This window comes from Ruegeria sp. SAZD013, assembly GCF_059612525.1.
Window position 1 is genome coordinate 1 of sequence record NZ_JBXWQT010000001.1, and the last position, 23,948, is coordinate 23,948.

Annotated in this window: 22 protein-coding genes and 1 pseudogene; 16 read left to right on the forward strand and 7 right to left on the reverse strand. The window is 56.9% G+C overall.

From position 1 onward, the window contains the following. Positions 1-76: 76 nt before the first annotated feature. Positions 77-307: pseudogene (locus AC2FLU_RS00005) on the reverse strand (transposase); the annotation flags it as partial. Positions 308-343: 36 nt separating this feature from the next. Between AC2FLU_RS00005 and AC2FLU_RS00010 the strand changes: the two are divergent. From AC2FLU_RS00010 to AC2FLU_RS00035, 6 genes are all read left to right on the forward strand, one after another. Beyond that, the gene (locus tag AC2FLU_RS00010; RefSeq protein ID WP_496809253.1) at positions 344-1,051 is read left to right on the forward strand and encodes an IS6 family transposase; all 708 of its coding nucleotides are present in this window, start codon (positions 344-346) and stop codon (positions 1,049-1,051) included. Positions 1,052-1,161: 110 nt separating this feature from the next. Beyond that, positions 1,162-1,827, forward strand: a complete 666-nt coding sequence (locus AC2FLU_RS00015) for a Crp/Fnr family transcriptional regulator (RefSeq protein ID WP_496811750.1) — start codon at positions 1,162-1,164, stop codon at positions 1,825-1,827. A gap of 150 nt (positions 1,828-1,977) precedes the next feature. Then, positions 1,978-2,598, forward strand: a complete 621-nt coding sequence (locus AC2FLU_RS00020) for a hypothetical protein (RefSeq protein ID WP_496714581.1) — start codon at positions 1,978-1,980, stop codon at positions 2,596-2,598. Between the two features lie 92 nt (positions 2,599-2,690). Next, a complete protein-coding gene (locus tag AC2FLU_RS00025) occupies positions 2,691-3,575 on the forward strand; it encodes an MBL fold metallo-hydrolase (RefSeq protein ID WP_480604325.1) in 885 nt (294 codons plus the stop codon). A 15-nt stretch (positions 3,576-3,590) separates the two neighbouring features. Beyond that, the gene (locus tag AC2FLU_RS00030) at positions 3,591-5,273 is read left to right on the forward strand and encodes a bifunctional protein tyrosine phosphatase family protein/NAD(P)/FAD-dependent oxidoreductase (RefSeq protein WP_496714580.1); all 1,683 of its coding nucleotides are present in this window, start codon (positions 3,591-3,593) and stop codon (positions 5,271-5,273) included. A 135-nt stretch (positions 5,274-5,408) separates the two neighbouring features. After that, entirely contained in the window at positions 5,409-7,145 is a 1,737-nt protein-coding gene (locus tag AC2FLU_RS00035) for a SulP family inorganic anion transporter (RefSeq protein ID WP_496809251.1), read from the forward strand. Between the two features lie 133 nt (positions 7,146-7,278). Here AC2FLU_RS00035 and AC2FLU_RS00040 read toward each other — a convergent pair whose 3' ends face one another. Then, positions 7,279-8,184, reverse strand: coding sequence for a LysR family transcriptional regulator (locus AC2FLU_RS00040; protein WP_480554586.1), 906 nt, complete (start codon positions 8,182-8,184; stop codon positions 7,279-7,281). Between the two features lie 122 nt (positions 8,185-8,306). Between AC2FLU_RS00040 and cuyA the strand changes: the two genes are divergently transcribed. Both cuyA and cuyB read left to right on the forward strand, forming a co-directional pair. After that, on the forward strand, positions 8,307-9,320 hold the full coding sequence (gene cuyA / locus AC2FLU_RS00045; protein WP_496809250.1) for a D-cysteate sulfo-lyase: 1,014 nt from the start codon (positions 8,307-8,309) through the stop codon (positions 9,318-9,320). Between the two features lie 3 nt (positions 9,321-9,323). Next, on the forward strand, positions 9,324-10,031 hold the full coding sequence (gene cuyB, locus AC2FLU_RS00050; protein WP_480476290.1) for a cysteate racemase: 708 nt from the start codon (positions 9,324-9,326) through the stop codon (positions 10,029-10,031). 83 nt (positions 10,032-10,114) lie between these two features. On the opposite strand, the gene AC2FLU_RS00055 is transcribed toward cuyB, so the two are convergent. From AC2FLU_RS00055 to AC2FLU_RS00075, 5 genes are read right to left on the reverse strand one after another with little or no spacing between them, the layout of a single operon-like run. Then, positions 10,115-11,593: an aldehyde dehydrogenase gene (locus AC2FLU_RS00055; RefSeq protein WP_496809249.1), complete on the reverse strand. Its 1,479-nt coding sequence runs from the start codon at positions 11,591-11,593 to the stop codon at positions 10,115-10,117. A 9-nt stretch (positions 11,594-11,602) separates the two neighbouring features. Continuing rightward, the gene (locus tag AC2FLU_RS00060; RefSeq protein WP_496809248.1) at positions 11,603-12,637 is read right to left on the reverse strand and encodes an LLM class flavin-dependent oxidoreductase; all 1,035 of its coding nucleotides are present in this window, start codon (positions 12,635-12,637) and stop codon (positions 11,603-11,605) included. Positions 12,638-12,640: 3 nt separating this feature from the next. Then, positions 12,641-13,558 carry a flavin reductase family protein gene (locus AC2FLU_RS00065; protein ID WP_496811751.1) on the reverse strand — a complete coding sequence of 306 codons (918 nt, stop codon included), beginning with the start codon at positions 13,556-13,558 and terminating at the stop codon, positions 12,641-12,643. Continuing rightward, a complete protein-coding gene (locus AC2FLU_RS00070) occupies positions 13,555-14,343 on the reverse strand; it encodes an alpha/beta fold hydrolase (RefSeq protein ID WP_496809246.1) in 789 nt (262 codons plus the stop codon). Before AC2FLU_RS00070 ends, AC2FLU_RS00065 begins: the two co-directional genes overlap by 4 nt. Then, positions 14,315-14,914 (reverse strand): amino acid synthesis family protein, encoded by a 600-nt coding sequence (locus AC2FLU_RS00075; RefSeq protein WP_480516453.1) that lies wholly within the window; start codon positions 14,912-14,914, stop codon positions 14,315-14,317. The genes AC2FLU_RS00070 and AC2FLU_RS00075 overlap by 29 nt, the downstream gene beginning before the upstream one ends. A 107-nt stretch (positions 14,915-15,021) precedes the next feature. On the opposite strand from AC2FLU_RS00075, the gene AC2FLU_RS00080 reads away from it, so the two are divergent. From AC2FLU_RS00080 to AC2FLU_RS00115, 8 genes are all read left to right on the forward strand, one after another. After that, positions 15,022-15,894, forward strand: coding sequence for a LysR family transcriptional regulator (locus AC2FLU_RS00080; RefSeq protein WP_496714571.1), 873 nt, complete (start codon positions 15,022-15,024; stop codon positions 15,892-15,894). A gap of 71 nt (positions 15,895-15,965) precedes the next feature. Beyond that, entirely contained in the window at positions 15,966-17,009 is a 1,044-nt protein-coding gene (locus AC2FLU_RS00085; protein ID WP_496714570.1) for a pyridoxal-phosphate dependent enzyme, read from the forward strand. Then, on the forward strand, positions 17,006-18,151 hold the full coding sequence (locus AC2FLU_RS00090; RefSeq protein ID WP_496714569.1) for a M24 family metallopeptidase: 1,146 nt from the start codon (positions 17,006-17,008) through the stop codon (positions 18,149-18,151). Before AC2FLU_RS00085 ends, AC2FLU_RS00090 begins: the two co-directional genes overlap by 4 nt. After that, positions 18,148-18,858 (forward strand): maleate cis-trans isomerase family protein, encoded by a 711-nt coding sequence (locus AC2FLU_RS00095; protein ID WP_496811752.1) that lies wholly within the window; start codon positions 18,148-18,150, stop codon positions 18,856-18,858. Before AC2FLU_RS00090 ends, AC2FLU_RS00095 begins: the two co-directional genes overlap by 4 nt. A 136-nt stretch (positions 18,859-18,994) precedes the next feature. After that, complete coding sequence (locus AC2FLU_RS00100; RefSeq protein WP_480476308.1) at positions 18,995-20,095, forward strand: ABC transporter ATP-binding protein; 1,101 nt, start codon at positions 18,995-18,997, stop codon at positions 20,093-20,095. Between the two features lie 103 nt (positions 20,096-20,198). Continuing rightward, entirely contained in the window at positions 20,199-21,290 is a 1,092-nt protein-coding gene (locus AC2FLU_RS00105) for an extracellular solute-binding protein (RefSeq protein WP_480476310.1), read from the forward strand. A gap of 70 nt (positions 21,291-21,360) precedes the next feature. Beyond that, positions 21,361-22,635 (forward strand): ABC transporter permease, encoded by a 1,275-nt coding sequence (locus AC2FLU_RS00110; RefSeq protein ID WP_480476312.1) that lies wholly within the window; start codon positions 21,361-21,363, stop codon positions 22,633-22,635. A 5-nt stretch (positions 22,636-22,640) separates the two neighbouring features. Continuing rightward, complete coding sequence (locus tag AC2FLU_RS00115) at positions 22,641-23,852, forward strand: ABC transporter permease (protein WP_480493530.1); 1,212 nt, start codon at positions 22,641-22,643, stop codon at positions 23,850-23,852. Positions 23,853-23,948 lie beyond the last annotated feature (96 nt).

Here is a 23,948-nt window from a genome sequence, read left to right on the forward strand (position 1 = left end):
AGCCGATATTGTTGAAAAACAACGTGTTGCTGGCGCAGAGAGAGGCGTACCGAACTGAGCGCGAGTGCCTTTCTTGTCAGGCTTTGCTCGTTTGCTGCGGTGCGGGAAAGATCTTGGCCAGTTTTCGGAGGTTCTGGGCGGTGGCGGCGAGGAGGAATTCGTCGGTTGCACCACAAGGGCCACGTAATCGGAGTCGTCCCAGCCCGAGAATGCGTTTGAGGTGGGCAAACAGCATCTCAACCTTCTTTCGGAGCTTTGCCGAGACTTTGTATTGGGGCGTTTTGCGGGTTTTGTCAGAAGAACTTGGCTTGAGGCGGGCAGGGCGGTTGCGTAGCTTTTTCCCATGACCAGACCTGCCTCATTCAAATACTTCAAAACCAGCCCCGAGATAATCCGCCTTGCGGTGACGCTGTATATCCGTTTCCCGCTCTCGCTTCGAAATGTCGAAGATCTGTTACACGAGCGAGGCATCGACATGAGCCACGAAACTGTCCGATATTGGTGGAACAGGTTTGGCCCTATGTTTGCATCAGAGATCCGAAGAAAGCGTGTTCAGCAACTCAGAGCCTTTTCAAAATCGAAGTGGCACGTTGACGAGGTTTTCGTGAAGGTGAATGGCAAGCGGCATTATCTTTGGCGGGCTGTGGATCATGAAGGCGAGGTGCTGGAAGCCGTTGTTACCAAACGCCGAAACAAAGCTGCAGCGCTGAAATTCCTCAAGAAATTGATGAAGCGACATGGTTGCGCCGAAGAGATCGTCACAGATCGCTTCGCTTCCTACATGGCTGCGCTCAGAGAAATGGGCGCGCTCGAAAAACAACAGACGGGAAGGTGGCTCAACAACCGCGTCGAGAATTCGCACCTGCCGTTTCGACGACGCGAACGCGCGATGCAGCGTTTCAGGCGAATGCGAAGTTTGCAGAAATTCGCCTCCGTCCATTCCTCTGTCTACAATCACTTCAACCAGGAAAGATCGCTAGCCAGTCGAGACACCTTCAAGCTGACCCGCACCGCCGCTCTCGCCGAGTGGCGTCAACTTTGTTCCGGATAGGTTCGCGGTTTCCGCGGCAAACTGAGACTGGTTCGAATTCGTCTGACAGCACCGTTGAACCGTATCGCGCCGATTGAGGAGGGCATTGTGGCACCCATGCGCAACGCAAGATGACAATTTTGGACTGGACTGAGCGATTTAACGGGACAAGCCGCCTTCCGAAGGCTGTGCGTGAAAGGTTACGTACGGCGGCCCGTATTGTGCGGTGCCCAAAAGGCGCTCAGGTATTCGGCCCTGACAACGTCCCCGACAGCCTGTTGTTCTTGTATGACGGACGGATCCGCGTTTCTCAAAGTTCGGATTCGGGCCGCGAGATCGTGCTCTATCGGGTCGAGGCGGGGGAAAGCTGTGTGCTGACGACGGCCTGCATGCTGGCAGAAGAAGCATATAACGCTGAAGGTATTGCCGAAACCGACGTAACGGCGGTGATCTTGCCGAAACATGCCTTTGACCGTCTGGTCTCGGAAGAAGACGCATTTCGTGAGTTTGTGTTCGAGGCCTACTCGCGCCGGCTGATTGATCTGTTGCGGGTAGTCGATGACGTGGCATTCGGGCACTTGGATATTCGCCTTGCTGAACGCCTTCTGGTTCTGTCCGGGGGTCGGGAAGACATTCAGGCGACGCATCAGCAACTCGCCAGCGAACTGGGCACCGCGCGTGAAGTCGTATCGCGGATTTTGCTGGACTTTCAAAAACGCGAGATGATTACCCAATCGCGGGGGCGCATTACGATAACCAACAAGGCGGCTTTGGAACAGTTGGCTCAAAGCACCTGACCATTTCGGGAAATTTTCCGGTTTCGTGACTTTGTCACTGAAGTCGGGGTTTCAAAGTTATATTTACTCCTCAACTTTTCATGCCGCCATGGTGATTGCAGGTCTCACGCGAAGGCCGGATGAGGGTTGGCAGAAACGGAGGAGACAAAGATGAATGACCGCAATCCCGCCCGGACGTTCGGCGGCATCGCCATTGCGTTGCTTGTTGCTGCTTTGGTCGGCGCGGCTGGCAGTTACATCTTTCTGATGTCCGGGCACGGGCATCGCCAGGGAATGACCGGTGAACGGGCAGAGCATCGTCACGGTGCAGATGGGCAAGGCCACGACGAGGTCAACATGCCGGGGCTGAGGAGCGAGAACGCGACGCCCGAGGAAAGCGCCGAGCTGGCTGTGATGTTCCGCAATTTCGATACGATCACACGCGAGGTTGAAAACCTTCCCAACGGTATTCGCACTGTCACAAGATCTTCCGACCCGGATGTCATGGATGCTCTGGTCTCCCATGTTGCCGGGATGATCGATCGGGTGAGTCGCAAGGATGATCCGATGATCATCATTCAGAGCCCGACCCTCGACATATTTTTTCAACATGGCGACAAGATCACCTCGGATATCGAAGTGACCTCTGAAGGGATCGTAGTGGTGCAAACATCTGACGATCCGGAAATAGCCAAAGCCATGCATATCCATGCGGCCGAAGTGAGCGCGATGGCGGATCGCGGCATGGACGCCGTCCACGAAATGATGATGACACGCGGCGGAAACGGGTAACGGATCCGCGCCAGTTAGGAGGCAAGATCATGAATGATCAGAAGTCAATCGAGATACACAACCAGAAAATGGCCGACGCGATAGCGACGCCGATTGGAAGCTACCCAGTTGATCTGAGCGTGAAGCCCGATGTTCAGGGTTTTTACGACGAGGCGACGGCGACGATCAGTTATATTGTTGCGGACCCGACCTCGAATGCCTGTGCGATTATCGACAGTGTCATGGATATCGATTATGCCGCTGGCCGCATTACGTTTGGCCATGCCGACATGCTGATTGCCGAGGTTGAGAAGAGGGGCCTCAAGCTGGAATGGATCATTGAGACCCACGCCCATGCCGACCACCTGTCAGCCGCGCCTTACATCCAGAAAAAGCTGGGCGGCAAGATCGGCATCGGTGAAAACATCAAGATCGTGCAAGACGTGTTTGGCAAGATCTTCAATGAAGGCACCGAGTTTCAGCGGGACGGCAGCCAGTTTGACGCCCTGTTCGTCGATGGCATGACCTACAAGATCGGCAACATGACCGCCTTTACCATGCATACGCCGGGCCACACACCCGCCTGCATGGTGCATGTTGTCGGGGATGCAGCCTTTGTGGGCGACACGTTGTTCATGCCTGACGGTGGCTCGGCGCGGGCCGATTTCCCCGGGGGCGACGCGGGGACGTTATATGACTCGATTCACAAGGTGCTCAGCCTGCCGGACGAAACCCGGCTATTCATGTGTCACGATTATGGTCCCAACGGGCGTGACATCCAGTGGGAAACCACGGTGGCCGAGGAGAAGGCCCACAACATTCACGTGGGCGGCGGCAAGACAAGGGACGAGTTCATCAAAATGCGGTCCGAGCGCGACGCGACGCTGGCAATGCCGACGCTGATCGTACCCTCGATTCAGGTCAACATCCGGGCGGGCGGCATTCCAACGGACCAGGACGGGAACCAGATGCTCAAAGTCCCAGTCAACAAGCTCTGAACGCAAGAGGCACCCATGGACATCAGAAAGATATCAGGCGCAGTTTCGGTGTCGCCGCAGATTACGCCAAGTGACATCGAGGCTATAAAAGGCGCGGGCTTTCGTGCCATCATTTGCAACCGCCCCGATGGCGAAGGTGCCGATCAGCCGACTTTTGAGGAGATCGAGGTAGCTGCGGAAAAACTGGGTCTCGAGGTGCGCTATGTTCCAGTGCAAACCGGGATCGTCAGGGACGAGGACGCCGAGGCCTTTGGCAGCGCGCTGACCGAGTTGCCGGGTCCGGTTCTGGCCTATTGCCGGACCGGCACGCGCTCGGCCACTTTGTGGTCGTTGAAAGAGGCGGCGCACAAGCGTCCGGTATCCGAAATCCTGTCTGCCACCAAGGTCGCCGGTTATGACATGAGCGGCGTCGCCCGCCGCATTGCCAATGGTGGGAAAACGCCGACCGACACGGGCGACGCATCCTTCGACGTGGTTATCGTGGGCGGTGGGGCTGGCGGTATTGCCACTGCGGCCAGCCTGCACGCGCGCAAATCCGACCTGTCGATCGCCATCATTGATCCGTCTGACGTGCATTATTATCAGCCCGGCTGGACTTTGGTGGGTGGGGGTGTCTTCTCCGCAGAACAGACCGCCAAGACGATGGGATCCCTGATCCCGCGCGGGGTGAAGTGGATCAAGGCGGCAGTTGCTGCCTTCGAGCCGCTGAACAATGCCGTTATTCTGGATGGCTGTCGCGTGGTGAAATACGACCGTCTTGTCGTGTCTCCGGGGCTCAAGCTGGACTGGAGCGCGGTCGAAGGGCTGGAAGAAACCTTGGGCCGCAACGGGGTGACCTCGAACTACCGCTATGACCTGGCGCCCTACACCTGGCAGCTTGTCGAAGGGCTTAAGGAGGGCCGGGCGCTGTTCACTCAGCCGCCGATGCCGATCAAATGCGCGGGTGCGCCACAAAAAGCCCTATATCTGTCGGGCGATGCGTGGTTCCGGCGCGGCGTTCTGAAGGATATCGACATCCAGTTCATGAACGCTGGCGGTGTGCTGTTCGGGGTCAAGGACTATGTCCCGGCGCTGATGGAATACGTCAGAAAATACGACGCCTCGCTGAATTTCTTTCACAATCTGGTGTCGGTAGATGGGGCGGCGAAAAAAGCGACCTTTAAGGTTGCAGTGCCCGACGCGGAGCCGGATTTGGTCACAGTCGAGTTTGACATGATGCATGTCTGCCCGCCACAGGTCGCGCCGGACTTTATTCGCGTGTCGCCGCTGGCGGACGCGGCGGGCTGGGTCGATGTTGATCAGGCGACACTGCGCCACAAGAACTTTGACAATATCTGGTCGCTGGGCGACGTGATGAACGCGCCCAACGCCAAAACCGCAGCGGCGGCGCGTAAACAGGCACCGACCGTGGCCGATAATATCGTGGCAGACATTCAGGGCCGCGGCCCGGTTGCCGCCTATGACGGCTACGGCTCGTGCCCGTTGACGGTCGAGCGTGGCAAGATCGTTCTGGCCGAGTTCGCCTATGGTGGGGTGATGACACCCAGCTTCCCGAAATTTCTGATCGACGGAACCAAACCCAGCCGGTTGGCGTGGCTGTTGAAGGAGAAGCTGCTGCCGCCGATCTACTGGTCTGCGATGCTGAAGGGCAAAGAGTGGTTGGCCAAACCCGAGCCACTGAAGGTGGCGACCGATTAACACCTCTCGAAACTGACACCGGAAGAACCGGTTTAAGTTCTGGTCTGTCCCGCCTTCACCAAATGTGCGACGGGCCACGGTATGGTGGTCAGAGCCTCCCGCGCTCTGGCCGCCGCTTTCTCAGGACGTGAACCCATGCAGAGCCTTTTACGTTTCCTTCCTATTTTTGACTGGGGTCGCCAGTATAGCCGGGCGTCACTGTCGAATGATCTGATCGCGGCTGTGATCGTCACGATCATGCTGATCCCACAGTCCTTGGCCTATGCCTTGCTGGCAGGGCTGCCGCCCGAGGCCGGGATCTATGCTTCGATATTGCCGATCATCCTTTATGCGGTTTTTGGCACCAGTCGGGCGTTGGCGGTGGGGCCCGTCGCGGTTGTGTCGCTGCTGACAGCCAGCGCCGTGGGGCAGGTGGCCGAGCAGGGCACAGCTGGATACATGGTGGCGGCACTGACGCTGGCTTTCCTGTCGGGTGGGTTTCTGGTGCTGCTGGGCGTTTTTCGACTGGGCTTTCTGGCCAATTTCCTCAGCCATCCTGTCATCGCAGGCTTCATTACCGCGTCGGGTGTCCTGATAGCGACCAGCCAAATAAAGCACATTCTGGGTGTCAGCGCCCATGGGCATACCCTGCCAGGGATGCTGGGCTCAATCTTCGAAAACCTTGGGCAGACCAATTGGCTGACGGTAATCATCGGCGTGCTGGCCACTGCGTTCCTGTTTTGGGTGCGCAAGAACCTCAAACCCGCGTTGCGGCGCATGGGGGTGACACCCCTGCTGGCTGACGTGCTGACCAAGGCCGGACCAGTTGCTGCCGTGGTGGTGACCACAGTTGTCGTCTGGGGGTTCGGGCTGGATGCGCAGGGCGTCAAGATCGTCGGCGACGTGCCTCAGAACCTTCCGCCGCTGACTTTTCCGGGGCTGTCCTCGGACCTCATCGGTGCATTGCTGGTACCAGCGATCCTGATCTCGATCATCGGTTTTGTCGAAAGCATCTCGGTTGCGCAGACGCTGGCTGCCAAGAAACGCCAGCGCGTGGACCCCGATCAGGAGTTGATCGGTCTGGGCGCAGCCAACCTGGGCGCGGCATTTACCGGCGGCTTTCCGGTCACCGGCGGGTTCTCACGCTCGGTCGTGAACTTCGATGCGGGGGCGGAAACCCCGGCGGCAGGCATATATACCGCTGGTGGTCTGGCGATTGCCGCGCTGTTCCTGACACCGCTGGTGTACTTTTTGCCCAAGGCCACCCTGGCCGCGACGATCATTGTTGCGGTGTTGAGCCTTGTGGACATGTCGATCCTGAAAAAGACCTGGGGATATTCGCGCGCCGATTTTATCGCCGTAGCCGCCACCATCGTTCTGACTTTGCTGGCCGGGGTCGAAACCGGTGTGGCCAGCGGCGTGGCGATTTCGATCCTTCTGCATCTCTACAAAACCTCGCGCCCGCATGTGGCCGAGGTCGGGCTTGTGCCGGGCACGCAGCACTTCCGCAATATCAATCGCCACAAAGTCGACACCGAGCCGTCACTGGTGACGCTGCGGGTGGATGAAAGCCTGTATTTCGTGAACGCCCGTTTCCTCGAAGACCTGATCCAGGCGCGAGTGACCGAGGGCTGCGAAATCCGCAACGTGGTTTTGATGTTCTCGGCGGTGAACGAGGTCGACTTTTCAGCCCTCGAAAGCCTTGAGGCCATTAACCACCGCCTGCGTGACATGGGCGTTGGTCTGCACTTGTCCGAAGTCAAAGGCCCCGTCATGGACCGCCTGAAACAGTCGCATTTCCTCGACGACCTCAACGGGCAGATCTTTCTCGCCCAGTACGACGCATGGCAGCGGCTGACCGCACCGGAGAGGGTAACATCAGCGGCAGAGTAACCAGAGCCGAATTAGGGCCAGAATCCCGTGAGAAGTTCCGATGCGGGCTTAATACTCGGGTTCACCTTGAATAGGTGGGCTGCCTTGGGCCGCACTCATTTGCATTCCGGAAGTGGTTTACTTCGACGTCAGATCAATAATGCAACGTAGCGAAATCGAATGGAAGCGCATCAAAGCTTTGCCAGATTTGCTCGCAATACTGGGACTGAGCAACTGCAAAACGAAACATCCTGATTGTCAGTTCCTGTGAAGGAAGTGTGCTGTCAGCGCGTTGAAGCTGACCTGTTGCCAGGGACGCAGCAACCAGAGAATGAGGTAACCAGGCAACGCCAATTCCATTGATGGCATATTGTTGCATCGCAAATGTCAGGGCCGTTTCAGCTCTGGTCACAAGTGTGGTTTCCTCTGGTAATCGCGGCGCGATTTTCCGAGCGAAAACTTGCCCCAGAAACACATCGGACGGATAGCCTATGACCGGAAGTGCCGCGCTGGTGATTTTGTTGCGAACAGAGGGTGCGCAAACGGGAATCAAAATGTCCGCGCCAAGTGTCTTGGCTTCGAATGCGTCACCAACACTGCTTATTTCGTCGCCCGGGATCGAATACATGATCGCGAAATCAACCTGTTTTGAGATCAGGTTCAACAGACATTCGTCCTGGTTCCCTGATCGCACGTGAATTGGGATATCGTCATTCTCGGTCAGCGTTTGCACGATCCTTGGCGATATCGTTGTCGTCAAAGCATGTTGGCACACAAACGACAGTGATTTCCCGGTTTGGTCATTCGCTGTCTTCAGCACATGTCGCAGTTTGTGCAGCCGCGTACTAAGCTCTCGCAGTTCGGGCTCTAATGACTGAATGCCAGGCATAAGAGATACTGGCTTGCGGCGGCGGTCAAACAGGGTGGCTCCGATGCTGTTTTCGATAAGCCGTATCCGCCGGGTGAAGGCAGATTGAGTGAGAAGCCGCTTCTCAGCGGCTCGTGTCAAGGAACCGCTATCCAAAACAGCCAATATGTCATCGATCCATTCCAAGCGCATGGGGTTTAAATAAACTAAGGACGTCTAACATGCAACTTTTGCAAGTTATGAGTTGAATTTTGAATTAGATGCACGGCTTGAGGGATGGTAAATTGCCGAAATTCAATGTTAGGAGCCTCCACATGCATCTCGCCCGCTTTCCCCGTGTGCATCTTGCCCATCTGCCGACGCCGTTGGAACCGATGAAGAGGCTGTCCAAAGAACTGGGGGTGGAAATCTGGATCAAACGCGATGACTGCACTGGTATGTCGACCGGTGGCAACAAGACGCGCAAACTGGAATTCCTGATGGCCGAAGCTGAGGCGCAGGGCGCGGATATGGTCATGACGCAAGGGGCAACTCAAACCAACCACGGCCGACAGACAGCCGCTTTTGCAGCCAAGCTGGGATTTGATTGCCATATTCTGCTGGAAGATCGCACCGGTTATCAGGACGGAAACTACAACACCAACGGCAATGTCCTGCTGGATCACCTCCACGGTGCAACCACCGAGAAATTTCCCGGCGGGCATGACATGCCGGCCGAGATGGAAAAAGCAGCAGAAAAGAAAAGGGCAGAGGGGCGCAACGTCTACCTCATCCCCGGTGGTGGATCAAATCCGACAGGTGTCCTTGGCTATGTGAACGCAGCTTTTGAGCTTTTGGGCCAAGCCAACGACCGCGGTTTAAGAATTGACCGGCTGGTGCACGCGACCGGCTCTTCGGGAACGCAGGCGGGGTTGGTGACCGGTATGTGCGCCATGAACGCGAAGGTGCCGGTTTTGGGGATCGGGACCCGGGCGCCCCAACTTAAACAAGAACAGATGGTTTACGATCTTGCCTGTAAAACAGCCGAGAAGCTGGGATGTGCAGGCGTCGTGAACCGCGAAAACGTGATGGCCAATACAGATTACGTCGGACAGGGTTACGGCTTGCCTACCGAAAGTGGTATCGAGGCAATCCGGATGTTCGCCGAGCTGGAGGGGATACTTTTGGATCCCTGCTATTCGGCAAAAGGTGCGGCAGGTCTTATTGATCTTGCACGCAAAGGCGAGTTCCAGGACCAGCGAGTCGTATTCCTGCATACCGGCGGTGCAGCGGCGCTGGGGGGGTATGACTTTGTGTTTGATCATCAGAACCGCTGGGTCAATATCTGACCAATGACGCGGGCCCCGATCGGTATTCTTGGTGGCATGGGCCCTGAGGCGACTATCCTCCTCCAGCGCAAGTTGGTGGAGACTGTGCCAGCAGACGACGATCGCGACCATATCCCGTTGTTGATCGATATGAACCCGCAGGTGCCGTCTCGCATTTCTCACTTGATTGACGGAACGGGCGCGGATCCGGGGCCTGTGCTTGCCGCGATGGCACGTCGTCTTCAAGCTGCCGGGGCTGTGGCATTGGCCATGCCGTGCAACACTGCACATTACTATGCTGCTGCGATTACGGATGCCGCGACTATTCCCTTGTTGAACATGGTGGAACTGGCAGTGGATCGTGCCGACCGGACAATCGGACCGGGTGGGTGTATCGGGATGCTGGCGTCGCCCGCGCTGCGGCGCGTAGGTCTTTTCGACACCGCGTTTCAAGCGCGGGGAATGTCAGTTGTCTGGCCAGCAGATGAGGGCAAGATGCTTGCGGCCATCCGCAGGATCAAGGCCGGTGATCCTTACAATGAGGCACGCGAAACTCTGAATACCGTATCTGCGGAACTGATTGGTGCCGGGGCAGATATGCAACTTATCGCGTGTTCAGAGCTGTCGTTAATCGCCGACAGTGTCGCCGCGGACGTAATAGCCGTTGATACGATTGACCTGTTGGTTGATGCGATCATCGCGTTTTCCCAAGCAAATCGCACCCACTCTTGATCCTGCTGAAAGTGGGGCAAGTGATAAGGCTGGAAGGCAGCGCTGCTGTGCAGTTGTGATCGTTGATCGTCTTGCAGATCACCTCAGCGCATAACAAATGGGTTCGACATCGGTTTGTCCGATGTATTCAGCCAAACGGTCTTGGTTCGCGTGTAATCGTGAATGGCCTCCAATCCCGATTCCCTGCCATAACCGGATTGATTGAAACCGCCAAAGGGCGCGATGGGTGAGACGGCGCGGTAGGTGTTGATCCAGCAGATGCCCGATTTCAGGCGTGATGAAACACGGTGAGCACGGGCGACATTTTCGGTGAAGATACCCGAGCCAAGCCCGAACGGTGTGTCATTGGCCAGTGTGATTGCCTCTTCCTCGGTGTCGAAGGGCAGCAATGACATGACGGGGCCGAACATTTCCACTTTCAGAGTCTCTGTCTCGGCACTGGCGCATTCCACCAGCGTTGGGGCCATGAAATGACCTGACCGATCCAGTGGCGCGCCCCCGAAACGAATACGGGCACCCTGTTCCCTGGCCTTGGCCAGTGTCGCCTGAATTCTGACAATCTGGGCATTGGTGCACAGCGGGCCAATATGGGTTTCAGGTTCCAATGGATCGCCGATGACTATACCCGTCATCTTTTCTTCGATTTTGGCGATAAGAGATTCCATAAGAGGACGATGGATCAGCCCGCGCGATCCTGCGACGCAGCTTTGACCTGAGGCGCCGAAATTGCCCGCGATCAGTCCGTTGGCCGCACCATCCAGATTGGCATCATCGAATACTATGATCGGGGATTTTCCACCCAATTCCAACGTGGTTACGGCAAAGTTCTCAGCCGAGTTGCGCACCACATGACGCGCCGTTTCCGGGCCGCCAGTGAATGCGATCCGGTCTACGTCAGGATGTCGGGTGAGAGGGATCGCACAGTTTTCTGCGTCCCCGGTAATGACGGAAACGACGCCGGGTGGGAATCCCGCTTTGTCGATCAAGCGGGCAAATTCCAGCATTGGGGCGGGCGCAACCTCTGACGCCTTCAGCACAACAGAGCACCCCGCGGCCAGAGCTGGCCCAAGCTTGGTAGCCGTGAGAAACATCTGCGCGTTCCAGGGGACAATTGCGACCACCACGCCAATGGGCTCGCGCCGCGTAAAGACATGCATGTCCGGTTTGTCGATCGGCAGGACCGCGCCTTCGATTTTGTCCGCCAACCCCGCATAGTAGCGGTAGTAATCGCCGACATATGCCGTTTGGGTCGCGGTTTCCGCCAGTAGCTTACCACTGTCCTTCGTCTCGACCTCGCCAAGGCGTCCTGCGTTCTGTTCGATCAGTTCCGCAAGCCGGAACAACAGTTTGCCACGCGCGGTTTGCGTCATGTCCCGCCACGCCGGATCGTCAAGTGACCGGCGCGCTGCAGAAACGGCACGCTCTACGTCTTCGGATGCGGCGCAGGCGAAACTGGCCCATTCCTCGCCCGTCGCGGGGTTCAAAGAGGTCATCACTTGCCCACGTGCCCCTTCGGTCCAAGTGCCGTCGATATAAAGCTGGAAATGTGGCTTATGGTGCATTGCGGCCCCTCACTGAAACTTTGGCATTACATCGTCGATGAAACGGGCAAGCGATGCGCGTTTGCGTTCGAAGCTCATGCCGCTGTCGATCCAAAACGAGTATTCATCATATCCAAGGTCTTCATAGCGTTTCAGACGCTCTGTCACTCCGTCTGCTGTGCCGATTGTCAGATCGCGCGCAAGGTTTTCGGGTGCCATCATTGCGTTGGCTGCTATCTCTTCTTCGGTCAGAGCCTGAATCAATCCCTGTCGGACTGGTCGCTTGTTTTGGAACCACGCGCCGAAATAGTTGTAGAACCGGGACAAATCCCGCGCAGCCTGATCCAGTTCAGCGTCATCGCGCCCGATATAGGTGTGGTGAAGCAGCATGATCTTGGGGCGCGCTCCGCCGTGATTGGCGCAGGCGGTCTCAAAACGGGTCATCAGTGTCTCGATTTCTTCGATGCCTTGCCAGAGCGGGGTGACCTGAATGTTGAACCCGTTCTGAACACCGAACTCGTGGCTGTTCGGATCCCGCGCGGCAATCCAGATGGGTGGCCCGCCGGGTTGCACCGGCTTTGGCGCCGAACTGGTGGCGGGAAACTGAAAGAACGCTCCGTCATGCGCGCAGTCGCCTTTCCACAATTTGGGCAGCAGAGGAGCGATCTCTCGCATTCGCTGCCCGGCGGTCCATGCGTCCAGGCCGGGCATAAGCCGCTCATATTCATAAGAGTAGGCACCGCGCGCTATGCCCAGTTCGATCCGGCCACCGGTCATGATATCCGCCGCGGCTGCCTCTCCCGCCAGTTTGATCGGATGCCAGAACGGTGCGATCACAGTGCCGGTGCCAAGGCGCACGTTTTTGGTATGATGCGCGATGTCCACCAGCGACATCAGCGGGTTGGGTGCGATGGTGAAATCCATCCCGTGGTGTTCACCGGTCCAGACCGCACGCATCCCTGCCTGATCAGCCATCTTGCACAGCTCGATGAACTCTTCATACAACTTCTCATGCGACTCTTCGGGGCCCAGCCGTTCCATATGGGCAAAAAGGGAAAACTCCATTCCTCAGGTCCTTTCCGACAGGCTGTGCACATCGCCCCGCTGGGCGTCACCCAGATAAAGCGAGAAATTGCGGGTTCGGCTTTCCAGCGCAAAACGAGCCATCATGGTGGCGATGGGTGCTGACGCGTAAGGCAGGGTCGCCAGGTCTTTGGTTGCGACTGCGTGAAACGGGCCATGCCGGGGCAGGGCGGGCGCAGACGCAAGAATGTAAACATGGTGCGTGGTGGCATCGTCATAGACGGAATACGCGACGCCAAGGTGTGCATTGATACCCCTTGCCGTCAGGTTCTGCATAAGGCTGCTTCGCAGATCTTGCCGATCTGACAGCGTAACTTGCGGCGGGCGGAAACCGGCATCTGTTTTCTCCAGAAAGACGTGCCCGTCCTGCTCGATGATCGCGCCACAGACCACATTTCGCCCGGATGGTTCCAGCGCGCCACGCTCCAGCCCGAGGCTGAAATACTGCCCGTTCGCATAGCCAAGTCCGGTGGCATCGTTCTGAGAATACGTTTCGACCTGACCGATTAAAACGCAATGGTCGCCGGCTTCGACAACCTGATGAGTGTGGCAGGAAAACGTTGCGACTGCCCCCCTGATCAAAGGGACGTCATTCTTATCAAAGTAGTGATCGACTTTGGCAAATCGATCACCTTTGAACCCGGCAAACGTATTGGATACGTTTTCCTGCCCCTCGGCCAGAATGTTCACCGCGAAACGGGCGCAGGTTGCAAAAACGTCGAAAGAAGACAGGTTTTTTCCCGGACAGACCAAAAGCAGCGGCGGGTCGAGAGAAACCGAAGTGAAGGAATTGGCCGTAAAGCCAAGTGTATTGCCTACGTCATCACACGTCGTCACAACCGTCACACCGGTCATGAACCGACCGAATGCACGACGAAGGTCACGAGGATCAAGCGCGGTCATGGGCGCAGCTCACTCAGAAAGCTGGAAATCGCAGCGTTGACCTGATCTGCATGCGTCATCGGCATCATATGTGCAGCGCCTTCAATGATTTGCGCGCGCCCGTTCATCGCGGCGTCCGCCATGGCGCGTGACATCTCCGGGGTTGAATTGGGCTCAAGACTGCCGGTTAGAAAAAGCGCCGGGCAGCTTAGTTTCTCCAACGCATCGCGTCGGGGGCACTGGCTGTGGGCGAAGACGGAATAGGCCGTTTTATACGCAGCCGGGTCCATGGCCGTCAGCCATCTACGGCAGGCATCGCGCTCAGCCGAGGCGACATCTCCGAACCATCGATGCAATGTGCTGGTGGGATCAGCGATCGTCTTGCCATCCAGCTGCGCCGCACGGTCGCGCACGGCCTGTGCCGCATTCGCGGCTCTCTCAAAAACCGCGTTCAATGCGACGACCCCACAAACCCGGTGTGACGCTTTGGTGGCAAGATCAAGCGCGATCATGGCCCCCATCGAGTGGCCAACCAAAACGACCGCTCCACTCATGCAGTCCAGAACACCCCGAGCCGCTTCGGTGTACGCCGAAAGCCCGATGCTGAGGTCAGTTAATGGGCTGTTTCCGTGACCGGGCATGTCCGGAGCGGTCATGCAACCTTCAGAAGCCAGCCCGTCCAATTGTGCGCCCCAAGCTTCAGCCCGCAAGCCAACACCATGCAACAGAAGGATATTCTGACCCGAACCAGTCTGGATAGCCGCCAGCCCGCCGATCTCAGACCGCGGCCGGGTTGTCCAGGTCATGGCCCAAATCCTTGAGATCCTGATAACGGTCACCGATACGGTGGTGCGGTCTGCCCGAGGTTGCTGCGCCTAATACGACCACAACTTCGTCATCGCGCGGTGCGTCAGAAATTGAGAACTGAATTGTCAGGTAGTGCGACCTCCGCCCGGCATTGTTTTTATCCATCAACGGCACCATGATCGGCGCATTTGCCGGACCACGTGTGTTGGTGAACGCCAGATAGGATTTCGCACCGACGGCCTCACGGTAGTGATTGCCAAAGCGCAACGTGTGAATAAGGCCCGAAGCGTGCTCGACCTCACCATTCAGCCCGACCACGGCGGCTTTGCCATAGGCTTCGATTGCCTCACCACTCCCGGCCAGTTTGATCATACGTTTCGTCATCATCTCACCCAGAACAGGGCCATAGGCCTGTATCTCGGGTTTAAGGTCTTCCACAAACCGTCCTGCCCAGGGGTTGTGAACCACTGCGGCCACGGCAAACATGCGCCATGGGGTTTTGGCGGCTCGGAAGCCCTCGACAAGGACCTCCTCATCGTAGGTAACGATCTTACGTATTTCCGGTTGCATCAAAGCTCTCCTGTCGCGCTCGCAAACGTTAAAAACGGACAGGGTTTTTGACAAATGATTGAATTATGTGCTTTGCCATTAAAAAGATTAATGGACAGTTTGACCAAATGGGTAAATCTCTTCCACCACTGACCTGGTTCCGATCCTTCGAGGCGGCTGCACGAACGCTTAGCTTTACGGCGGCTGCCGAAGAGATTGGCTTGACGCAATCGGCGGTCAGTCAGCAGGTGAAATCGCTCGAGATGCGTTTGGGGACAGCTCTTTTTGTGAGGCACCCCAGAAGCTTGGCGCTGACGGATGCGGGGCGTAAACTATTGCCCGAGGTTGGCAGCGCGCTTGAAGCGCTTGCCGCGGCTGCCGGGCGCGTGGACGCCAGCGCGTCCGGAGACATCTTGACTGTCGCCACGTCTGTTAGCATCGCCCAGTGGGTTATTGCCCCATATCTGTCAGATTTTACCAGACGCCATCCTGAAGTTCGCGTCCGGCTTCTCAGTGCGATCTGGCCCGACGATTTCCACGCATCCCACGCAGATGTTCAGGTTCGGTTCGGATCAAAGAAACAGGTGGGACAGGGCGCTGTCCGCCTGATGCCTGACCGGCTGGTTGCCGTGAAATCCCCGACGGTCGCGGGCGGCGTGTTTGACCTGCCTCTGATCGAGGCTGTCGGGACATCAAGTGGGTGGGGCACATGGTTTGAAAAACAGGGCTTGCGCCGCCAACCTGGTGTTTTTGTCGATACATTTGGGATGGCTCTGCAACTGGCCGTTCACGGCAGCGGTGTCGCGTTGGTCAGCGAATTACTGACGACTCATGCGATTGCCGCCGGTCTGGTCATACGCGCGCATGAATGTTCGGTTGACAGCAACGAAGGCTATTACCTCTCGTCAAACGCCGCCAATCCGGCTGCCCGATTGTTTCACGACTGGGTGTTGGCCTTGGTAACAGAACAGACCCCGAAGGTCGTCGACGTCTCTGGCTAACGGCAAAGGTTGATTGACAGTGTTCCATCGGTAGGGTCACGTCACCAGATGAACAATTAGGCGAGGGGCGTATGCAGATCATCACCAATCCACATCGGGGGGGCCAAAAGCTTGCACCGTCTGCGCCGTATCCTTCTACAGATGCTGCCCGTGTTGCAGATTTGCTTTCTCGGTGCCCTGTCGCGAAAGAAACGCCATTGGTTGATGCCGGGAAACTGGCCCCTGTAGCCCGGCTTTGGGTGAAAGATGAACGGGCGCGTATGAACCTTGGTTCGTTCAAAGCTTTAGGGGCAGCCTATGTAATTGCGCGTCATGCGGCCGAGAAGACAGGTGAGCCGGGTGAACAAACTCTGGCAGGCGCGACCTATGTGACCGCGAGCGCCGGGAACCACGGCATGAGTGTTGCGGCTGGTGCCAGAATCTTCGGCGCGAAGGCTGTTGTTTACATTGCTGAAACTGTGCCCGAGACCTTTGCGGAACGTCTGAAAGGGCAAAAAGCCGAGGTTGTTCGAAGTGGTGCTGACTATGCCGCCAGCATGGAGGCCGCGAAAACGGCTGCCGAAGACAACGGATGGATATTGCTGTCGGACAGTTCGTGGGATGGATATTATGACCTGCCATGGATGCTCATGGAAGGATATCTGCAAATGGCGGCAGAGGCTGTCAGGCAGTGCCCTGAGATTCCGACGCATATTCTGTTGCAAGCAGGCGTGGGCGGGCTGGCCGGTGCCGTTGCTGCCTATGCACGACACATCTGGGGCGACGCACCGAAGATCGTTGTGGTTGAACCCGAAGCGGCGCCCGCGTTGCAGGCCAGCATAGTTGCCGGAAAATGTGTTTTCGCGGATGGCCCAGACAGCATCATGGGGCGTCTGGACTGCAAGGAACCGTCGTTGATCGCGTTAAACGGATTGGCCCGCGACACAGACCTGTTCCTGACCCTTTCAGATGACGATGTGGCGGCAAAGCTTGACGCGATGGCAAAGGTCGGGCTGGCCACCACGGCGTCAGGCGGGGCAGGCCTTGCGGCGGTGATGAACGAAACCGCACGGAAAGCCATGGGGATCGACGAAAACTCACGCGTGTTGTGCTTTCTGTCGGAGATCGCGGAATGAGAGGGTTCGATCAGACAGAGTTCGAGGCGCGCACCAAACGCGCGCAGGAGCTGATGCGAGCCGCGGATTTGTCGGCGCTGCTGCTGACTACAGAAACTGATGTGCGTTTCTTTACCGGCTATCTGACCCGATTTTGGGAAAGCCCAACCCGGCCATGGTTTCTGGTCGTACCGGCCACGGGCAAACCGGTGGCCGTGATTCCTTCGATCGGGGCCGCGCTCATGGGGCAGACCTGGATCGATGACATCCGAACCTGGAGCGCGCCCGATTTGCAGGACGACGGTATCTCGCTTCTGGCCGATGTCCTGGCCGAACTGACACCCGTTTCAGGCAATGTCGGAATGCCGGACGGCCATGAGACTCATGTGCGTATGCCCATGGCGGACATTGAACGCTTGCGCGGCGCTCTCGGCACGCGACGCATCACCGGAGATCAGGGTATCCTGCGCCGGCTGCGCATGATCAAATCCCAGGCTGAAATTGCCAAGATCCAAACAGCCTGTGGTATTGCGGGACGCGCCTTCACCCGCGTGCCCGAGATTGCCCGCGCAGGGGTGCCTCTGGACACGGTTTTTCGCCGCTTCCAGATGCTCTGCCTTGAGGAAGGGGCCGATTGGGTGCCGTATCTAGCAGGCGGGGCAGAGCAGGGCGGCTACAGTGATGTAATATCACCTGCAACTTCGGCGCCGTTGGAACCTGGCGACGTACTTATGCTGGATACAGGTCTGGTTTGGGATGGCTATTTCTGTGATTTTGATCGCAATTGGTCTGTAGGCCCAGCCCGGCCTGAGGTGAGATCAGCGCACGCCCGACTGGTGGAAGCCTCAGATGCCGCGTTCGAAATCGCCCGACCCGGTGCAACAGCCTCAGATTTGTTCCATGCTATGAACAAGGTGCTTACCAAAGATGCTGAAGGCACAGATGCAGGGCGGCTGGGTCATGGGTTGGGGATGTCACTGACAGAATGGCCATCCATTATTCCGGCAGACCAGACCGTGCTGGAACCCGGCATGGTTTTGACACTGGAGCCGGGCATCGCCGTTGGTACAAAAATACTTGTCCATGAAGAAAACATTGTCATCACCGAAGGCGCTCCATGTTTTCTTAGCCCGCGTATCGGGCCAGAGGTGATCGAGATATGACCCGAATACATTACGCCCTTGATGAGGACGATCCCAAGGCCACCCCACTTGGTCTGATCGTGTTGCAGAACGATGAAACGTTGGAGCCTGAGTTCAGCTCGTATTTTTCGGACCGCAAGTATCCAATCTATGTGACACGTATTCCCAGCGGGATCGAGGTGACGACGGAAAGCCTTGCGGAAATGGAGAAGGCGCTGCCAGCCGCCGCCGCATTGCTGCCCAGCGCGCGACCTTATCGCGTTGTCGGGTACGGGTGCACGTCTGCAAGCTCGGTTATCGGGTCCGACCGTGTAGCGGAACTTGTTAAACAGACATGCCAGACCGCCGAAGTTACAAACCCTTTGCGTGCAGCTACGGCCTGTGCGCGACACCTGGGAGTTTCGAAATTCGCGCTGCTGTCGCCCTATATTGAAGAGGTAAACCTTCCCCTGCGCCGGGCCTTTGCCCAAGGCGGAGTGGAGATGGATGTTTTTGGGACATTCGGGGAATCAGAAGAGGCCAAAGTTGTTCGGATTTCGGTGCAATCCGTTATCGACGCTGCCACAAAACTGGGCTCGGACCCGTCGGTTGATGCGGTTTTTCTGAGTTGTACAAACCTTCGCACACAACAGGCTATTCCCGAGATACGCGCTCGTATCGGCAAGCCGGTTCTGTCCAGTAATCAAAGTCTTGCGTGGCATATGCGGGTTCTGAACGAAGCCGGGTGAGCTGTTAAATCCCGATATTGTGTAACAAAACCGGGATTCACTGTTGCAATGTGAACATCGCTTGGTCTTAACTAACGGCTACAGATCAATGAAATCCGCAGAAGACGGATAATCATTTGACGTAACAGGGGGTCTTGTGGCCGATACAATGAACGACGCCGCGTTTGTCGAATTCCAACGCGTACAGAAGTCTTATGACGGCGAGAACCTCGTCGTAAAAGACCTAAACCTTGCAATGCCCAAAGGTGAGTTTCTGACAATGCTTGGGCCGTCAGGCTCGGGCAAGACGACTTGCCTAATGATGCTCGCCGGATTTGAAACCGCCACGCACGGTGAAATCCTCCTGGGCGGCAAGCCCATCAACAATATCCCGCCGCACAAGCGCGGTATTGGCATGGTTTTTCAGAATTACGCTTTGTTCCCGCATATGACGGTGGCCGAGAACCTGTCGTTTCCGCTGGAAGTCCGTAAGCTGGGCAAGTCGGAGCGGGATGAAAAGGTCAAGCGCGCGCTGGATATGGTTCAGATGGGCGCCTTTGGTGGCCGACGTCCTGCTCAGCTGTCGGGCGGGCAACAACAGCGGATTGCTCTGGCCCGTGCCCTGGTATTCGAGCCCGAACTGGTCTTGATGGACGAGCCTTTGGGGGCATTGGACAAGCAGCTTCGTGAACATATGCAGTTCGAAATCACACGTCTGGCCCATGAGCTTGGGATCACAACTGTCTACGTGACCCACGACCAGACCGAAGCGCTGACCATGTCAGATCGGGTGGCTGTCTTCGACGATGGCCGCATTCAACAGCTTGCGCCGCCTGATCAGCTTTACGAAGAGCCGGAAAACAGTTTCGTCGCGCAATTCATCGGTGAAAACAACACGTTGGAAGGTGTTATTAAATCGATTGATGGCGACACTTGCGTCGTACGCCTGGATGATGGCTCGGAAATCGACGCGGTTCCGATCAACGTCCACAACGCAGGCGACCGGACCAAAGTTTCGATCCGCCCTGAACGTGTGGAATTCAACAAAGACCGCCTGCACGCCGACGCGCATACTTTGAAAGCAAGGGTCGAAGAATTCATTTACATGGGCGACGTATTTCGGTTCCGCATGTCCGTTGCCGGAAACAACGAATTCATCGCCAAAACTCGAAATGCGCCTGATGCCGTACGCCTGACCCCGGGTCAGGAGATCGAGATCGGCTGGCTGGCACAGGATTGTCGTGCGCTCGACGCATAGACCAAACCGCGCGGGACAAGCGCGGTTAAGCTGAGGGACCGGCCGGTGAAAACCCGTGCATCGGCTGACCACCACATAAAACGGGATGAACTGGGAGTAACACATGAAACCAACCAAGATCATGCTCACTGCGGCTGCAATTGCGACGGCTGCGGGCACTGTTTCAGCCGAGGAGATGACTATCGTTTCCTGGGGCGGTGCCTATTCAAAGTCGCAGTTGAAGGCGTATCACGAGCCCTATTCGGAAAAGACCGGCATCACGATTCTGAACGATGACAGCTCGAACGAGGCCGTCGCCAAACTGCGCGCGATGAATGAAGCGGGCAACATCACATGGGATGTAGTGGATGTTGTGGCCGCTGACGCAATCCGGCTTTGCGACGAAGGTCTGGCGCTTGAAATCGATTTTGACAGCCAATTGGCTCCGGCTCCGGATGGCACGCCGGCTTCTGAAGATTTCGGGGAACTGTTAGTCAGCGACTGCTTTATTCCGCAGATCGTCTATTCGACCACATTCGGCTACCGCACCGATCTGGTAGGTGACACCCCACCAACCGACATCTGTGCAGTGTTCGACCTGGAGGCATATCCGGGCAAGCGTTCGCTGGAAAAACGCCCCATCAACAATATGGAATGGGCGCTGCTGTGTGACGGCGTCGCGAAGGATGATGTCTATGACGTTCTGGCGACTTCGGAAGGTCAGGATCAGGCTTTGGCCAAGCTGGACACCATCAAAGACAGCGTTGTCTGGTGGTCCGCCGGTGCGGACACGCCTCAGTTGCTGGCTGACGGCGAAGTTGTCATGGGTTCGACCTATAACGGTCGTCTGTTCAGTGTGATCGAAGAGCAGAAACAGCCGGTTGCAATGCTGTGGGACGCGCAGGTGTTCGATCTGGACGGTTGGATCATCCCTGCCGGACTGAGCGATGAGCGCAAGCAGCGCGCTTTGGACTATATCATGTTCGCAACCGACACTCAGCGTCTGGCGGATCAGGCCAAGTACATCTCGTACGGTCCGGCCCGCGCTTCGTCAGCTCCACTTGTGGGTCAGCACGCCGATCTGGGTATCGATATGGCACCGCATATGCCGACCGATCCGGAAAACGCCAAGAACACGTTCCTGTATAACTACGAATTCTGGGCGGATTACCGCGACGATATCGACGCCAAGTTCCAGGCATGGCTGGCGCAGTAAGCGATTGATTTCATGACACAGTCGGGGGCGGTGCGCCGCCCCTGAACCAAGACATACCCGAGGGGCTCGAATGACTGACGCAAGCCAAAACGCCGGACCCATGCTGGCAGCGGACGGAACGCCGCTCAAACTATCGCTGGCACGCTCGCTGCGGCGGCAAAAGCTGCGCGCCCTTCTTCTGATCGCCCCTTTGCTTTTGTTCGTGCTGTTTTCCTTTATTGTGCCGATCGCGGCGATGCTTTTCCGATCGGTCGAGAACAGCATCGTTTCGGAAACACTGCCTCTAACTGTCGAGGCGCTTCAAAATTGGGACGAGCAGTCTGGCGAATTGCCGGGCGAAGATGTGTATAACGCATTTGTCCGGGATATGATTGTTGCGATTGACAACAAAGAGCACACACGGCTTGGTTCGCGTTTGAACTACGAAGAAACCGGTATGTCTTCGATGTTCCGCAAGTCAGGTCGTCAGATCAAGAAACTGGATCCTGAAACGGATGGTCCGTTCAAGGAGCAACTAATTGATATTCACGACGGATGGGGCGATCCACAAACGTGGCGCGTGATCAAAACCCATTCGCCGAAGATCACCAACGGGTATTTTCTGAATGCAGTGGATATGCGCAGAACCCCTGACGGCGCGCAATCTCAGCCTGAAGACAAGCAGATCCTGATCAAGTTGTTTGGCCGGACCCTGTTCATGTCACTGGTTATTACCGGCGCCTGTATTCTTCTGGCATATCCGGTCAGCTACCTGCTGGCCACCCTGCCGATGCGGGTGTCGAACCTGTTGATGATCCTTGTGCTCTTGCCGTTCTGGACGTCGCTGCTGGTCCGAACATCAGCCTGGAAAGTCATGCTGCAACAGCAAGGCGTAATCAACGAAACGCTGGTCTGGCTGGGGTTAGTAGCCGACGATGCACGGCTGGTGATCATCAACAACCAGATCGGTACGATCACAGCGATGACGCATATCCTGCTGCCATTCATGATCCTACCCATGTATTCAGTGATGCAGACCATTCCGGAAACTTATACACGCGCTGCGAAATCCATGGGGGCGACGAACTGGACGACCTTCTGGCGCATTTATTTCCCGCAATCCATTCCGGGCATCGGCGCTGGTTCCATCCTCGTGTTCATTCTGGCGATTGGCTACTACATCACGCCTGAAATTGTGGGTGGTACCAAAGGTGTCTTTATCTCAAACCGGATCGCCTATCACATCTCGTCTTCACTGAACTGGGGACTGGCGGCGGCGCTGGGAACGATACTGCTGGCGGTCGTTCTGCTGCTCTACTGGGTCTACGACAAGATCGTGGGCATTGATAACGTGAAGTTGGGATAATCAAGATGGCCGCACTTACCCCGATATCCCGCAAACCTCTGTCGATGGTTCTGCCCAGCGTTGCATTGGCCGGAGCGTTCGCTGGAATCTTTGTCGGCGCCGGAAACGGCTCGGTCCTGCTAGGGATCGTGGGCGGTGCCATCGTGATTGCCGGACTGGCATGGATTTACATCAACATTCTAAAGAATGAGCAGTTGGCCCGCTGGATCAATATCCTCGGCTTTGGCATCGCGGGCTTTTTGATGTCCGGCCCAATGGGGGGAGTACTTGGCCTGTTGGGGGGCTGGTTCTTCGCCTGGTTTACTTATTGGTTGTACGAAGGGCGATACCGGCGCAAGCTGTTGCCGTACCTGACCGCGCAGCAGGTGTTTTACCACTACCTGTTCCGGGTGATCTGCGGTGCGATCTTCGTCTTCCTGATCACACCGATCCTTGTGGTCTTGCCGCTGTCGTTCAACGCACAGGACTTTTTTACCTTCACGCCCGAGATGTTGCGGCTTGACCCTGAAGGGTACTCGCTGAAGCACTACCGCGATTTCTTTACCAACAATGAATGGCAACGCAGCTTCAAGAACTCGCTGATCATTGCCCCGATTGCCACAATCATCTCGGTTTCGCTTGGTACTTTGGCTGCCATTGGCCTCAGCCAGAGCCACGTCCCCGGCCGCCGTGCTATCATGGGAATCCTGATTTCGCCGATGATCGTTCCGCTGATCATTTCGGCCACTGGCATGTTCTTTTTCTACAGCGATATCGGTCGGTTCCTTGAAGGCACGCTGGGTATGAACAAGAACTTTGTGGGTTATCTGAAAGTCATCCTGGCGCACGCCGTTCTGGGTATCCCGTTCGTGATCATCACTGTGACCGCCACGCTTGTGAGCTTTGATCGCTCACTAACGCGTGCGGCTGCCAACATGGGGGCAGGGCCGGTGCGGACCTTCTTCAAGATCCAGATGCCGCTGATCCTGCCGGGTGTGATTTCGGGTGGTCTGTTCGCCTTCATCACCTCTTTCGACGAAGTTGTGGTGGTTCTGTTCGTTGGCTCTGCCAGTCAGAAGACTTTGCCGTGGCAGATGTTCACCGGCCTGCGGGAACAGATCAGCCCAACCATTCTGGCGGTTGCGACGATCCTTGTGGTTCTGTCGATTGCGTTGCTGACCACGGTCGAGTTGCTGCGTCGTCGGTCCGAACGTTTGCGGGGGCTTTCACCCGCTTGACGGAGCATTCTGTCTGATCTAACGATTCTCGTGTTCATCTCCGCTGCGATGGCGTCGCGGCGTTTAAGGGGATGATCGGCTCTCGGACCCCGAGAC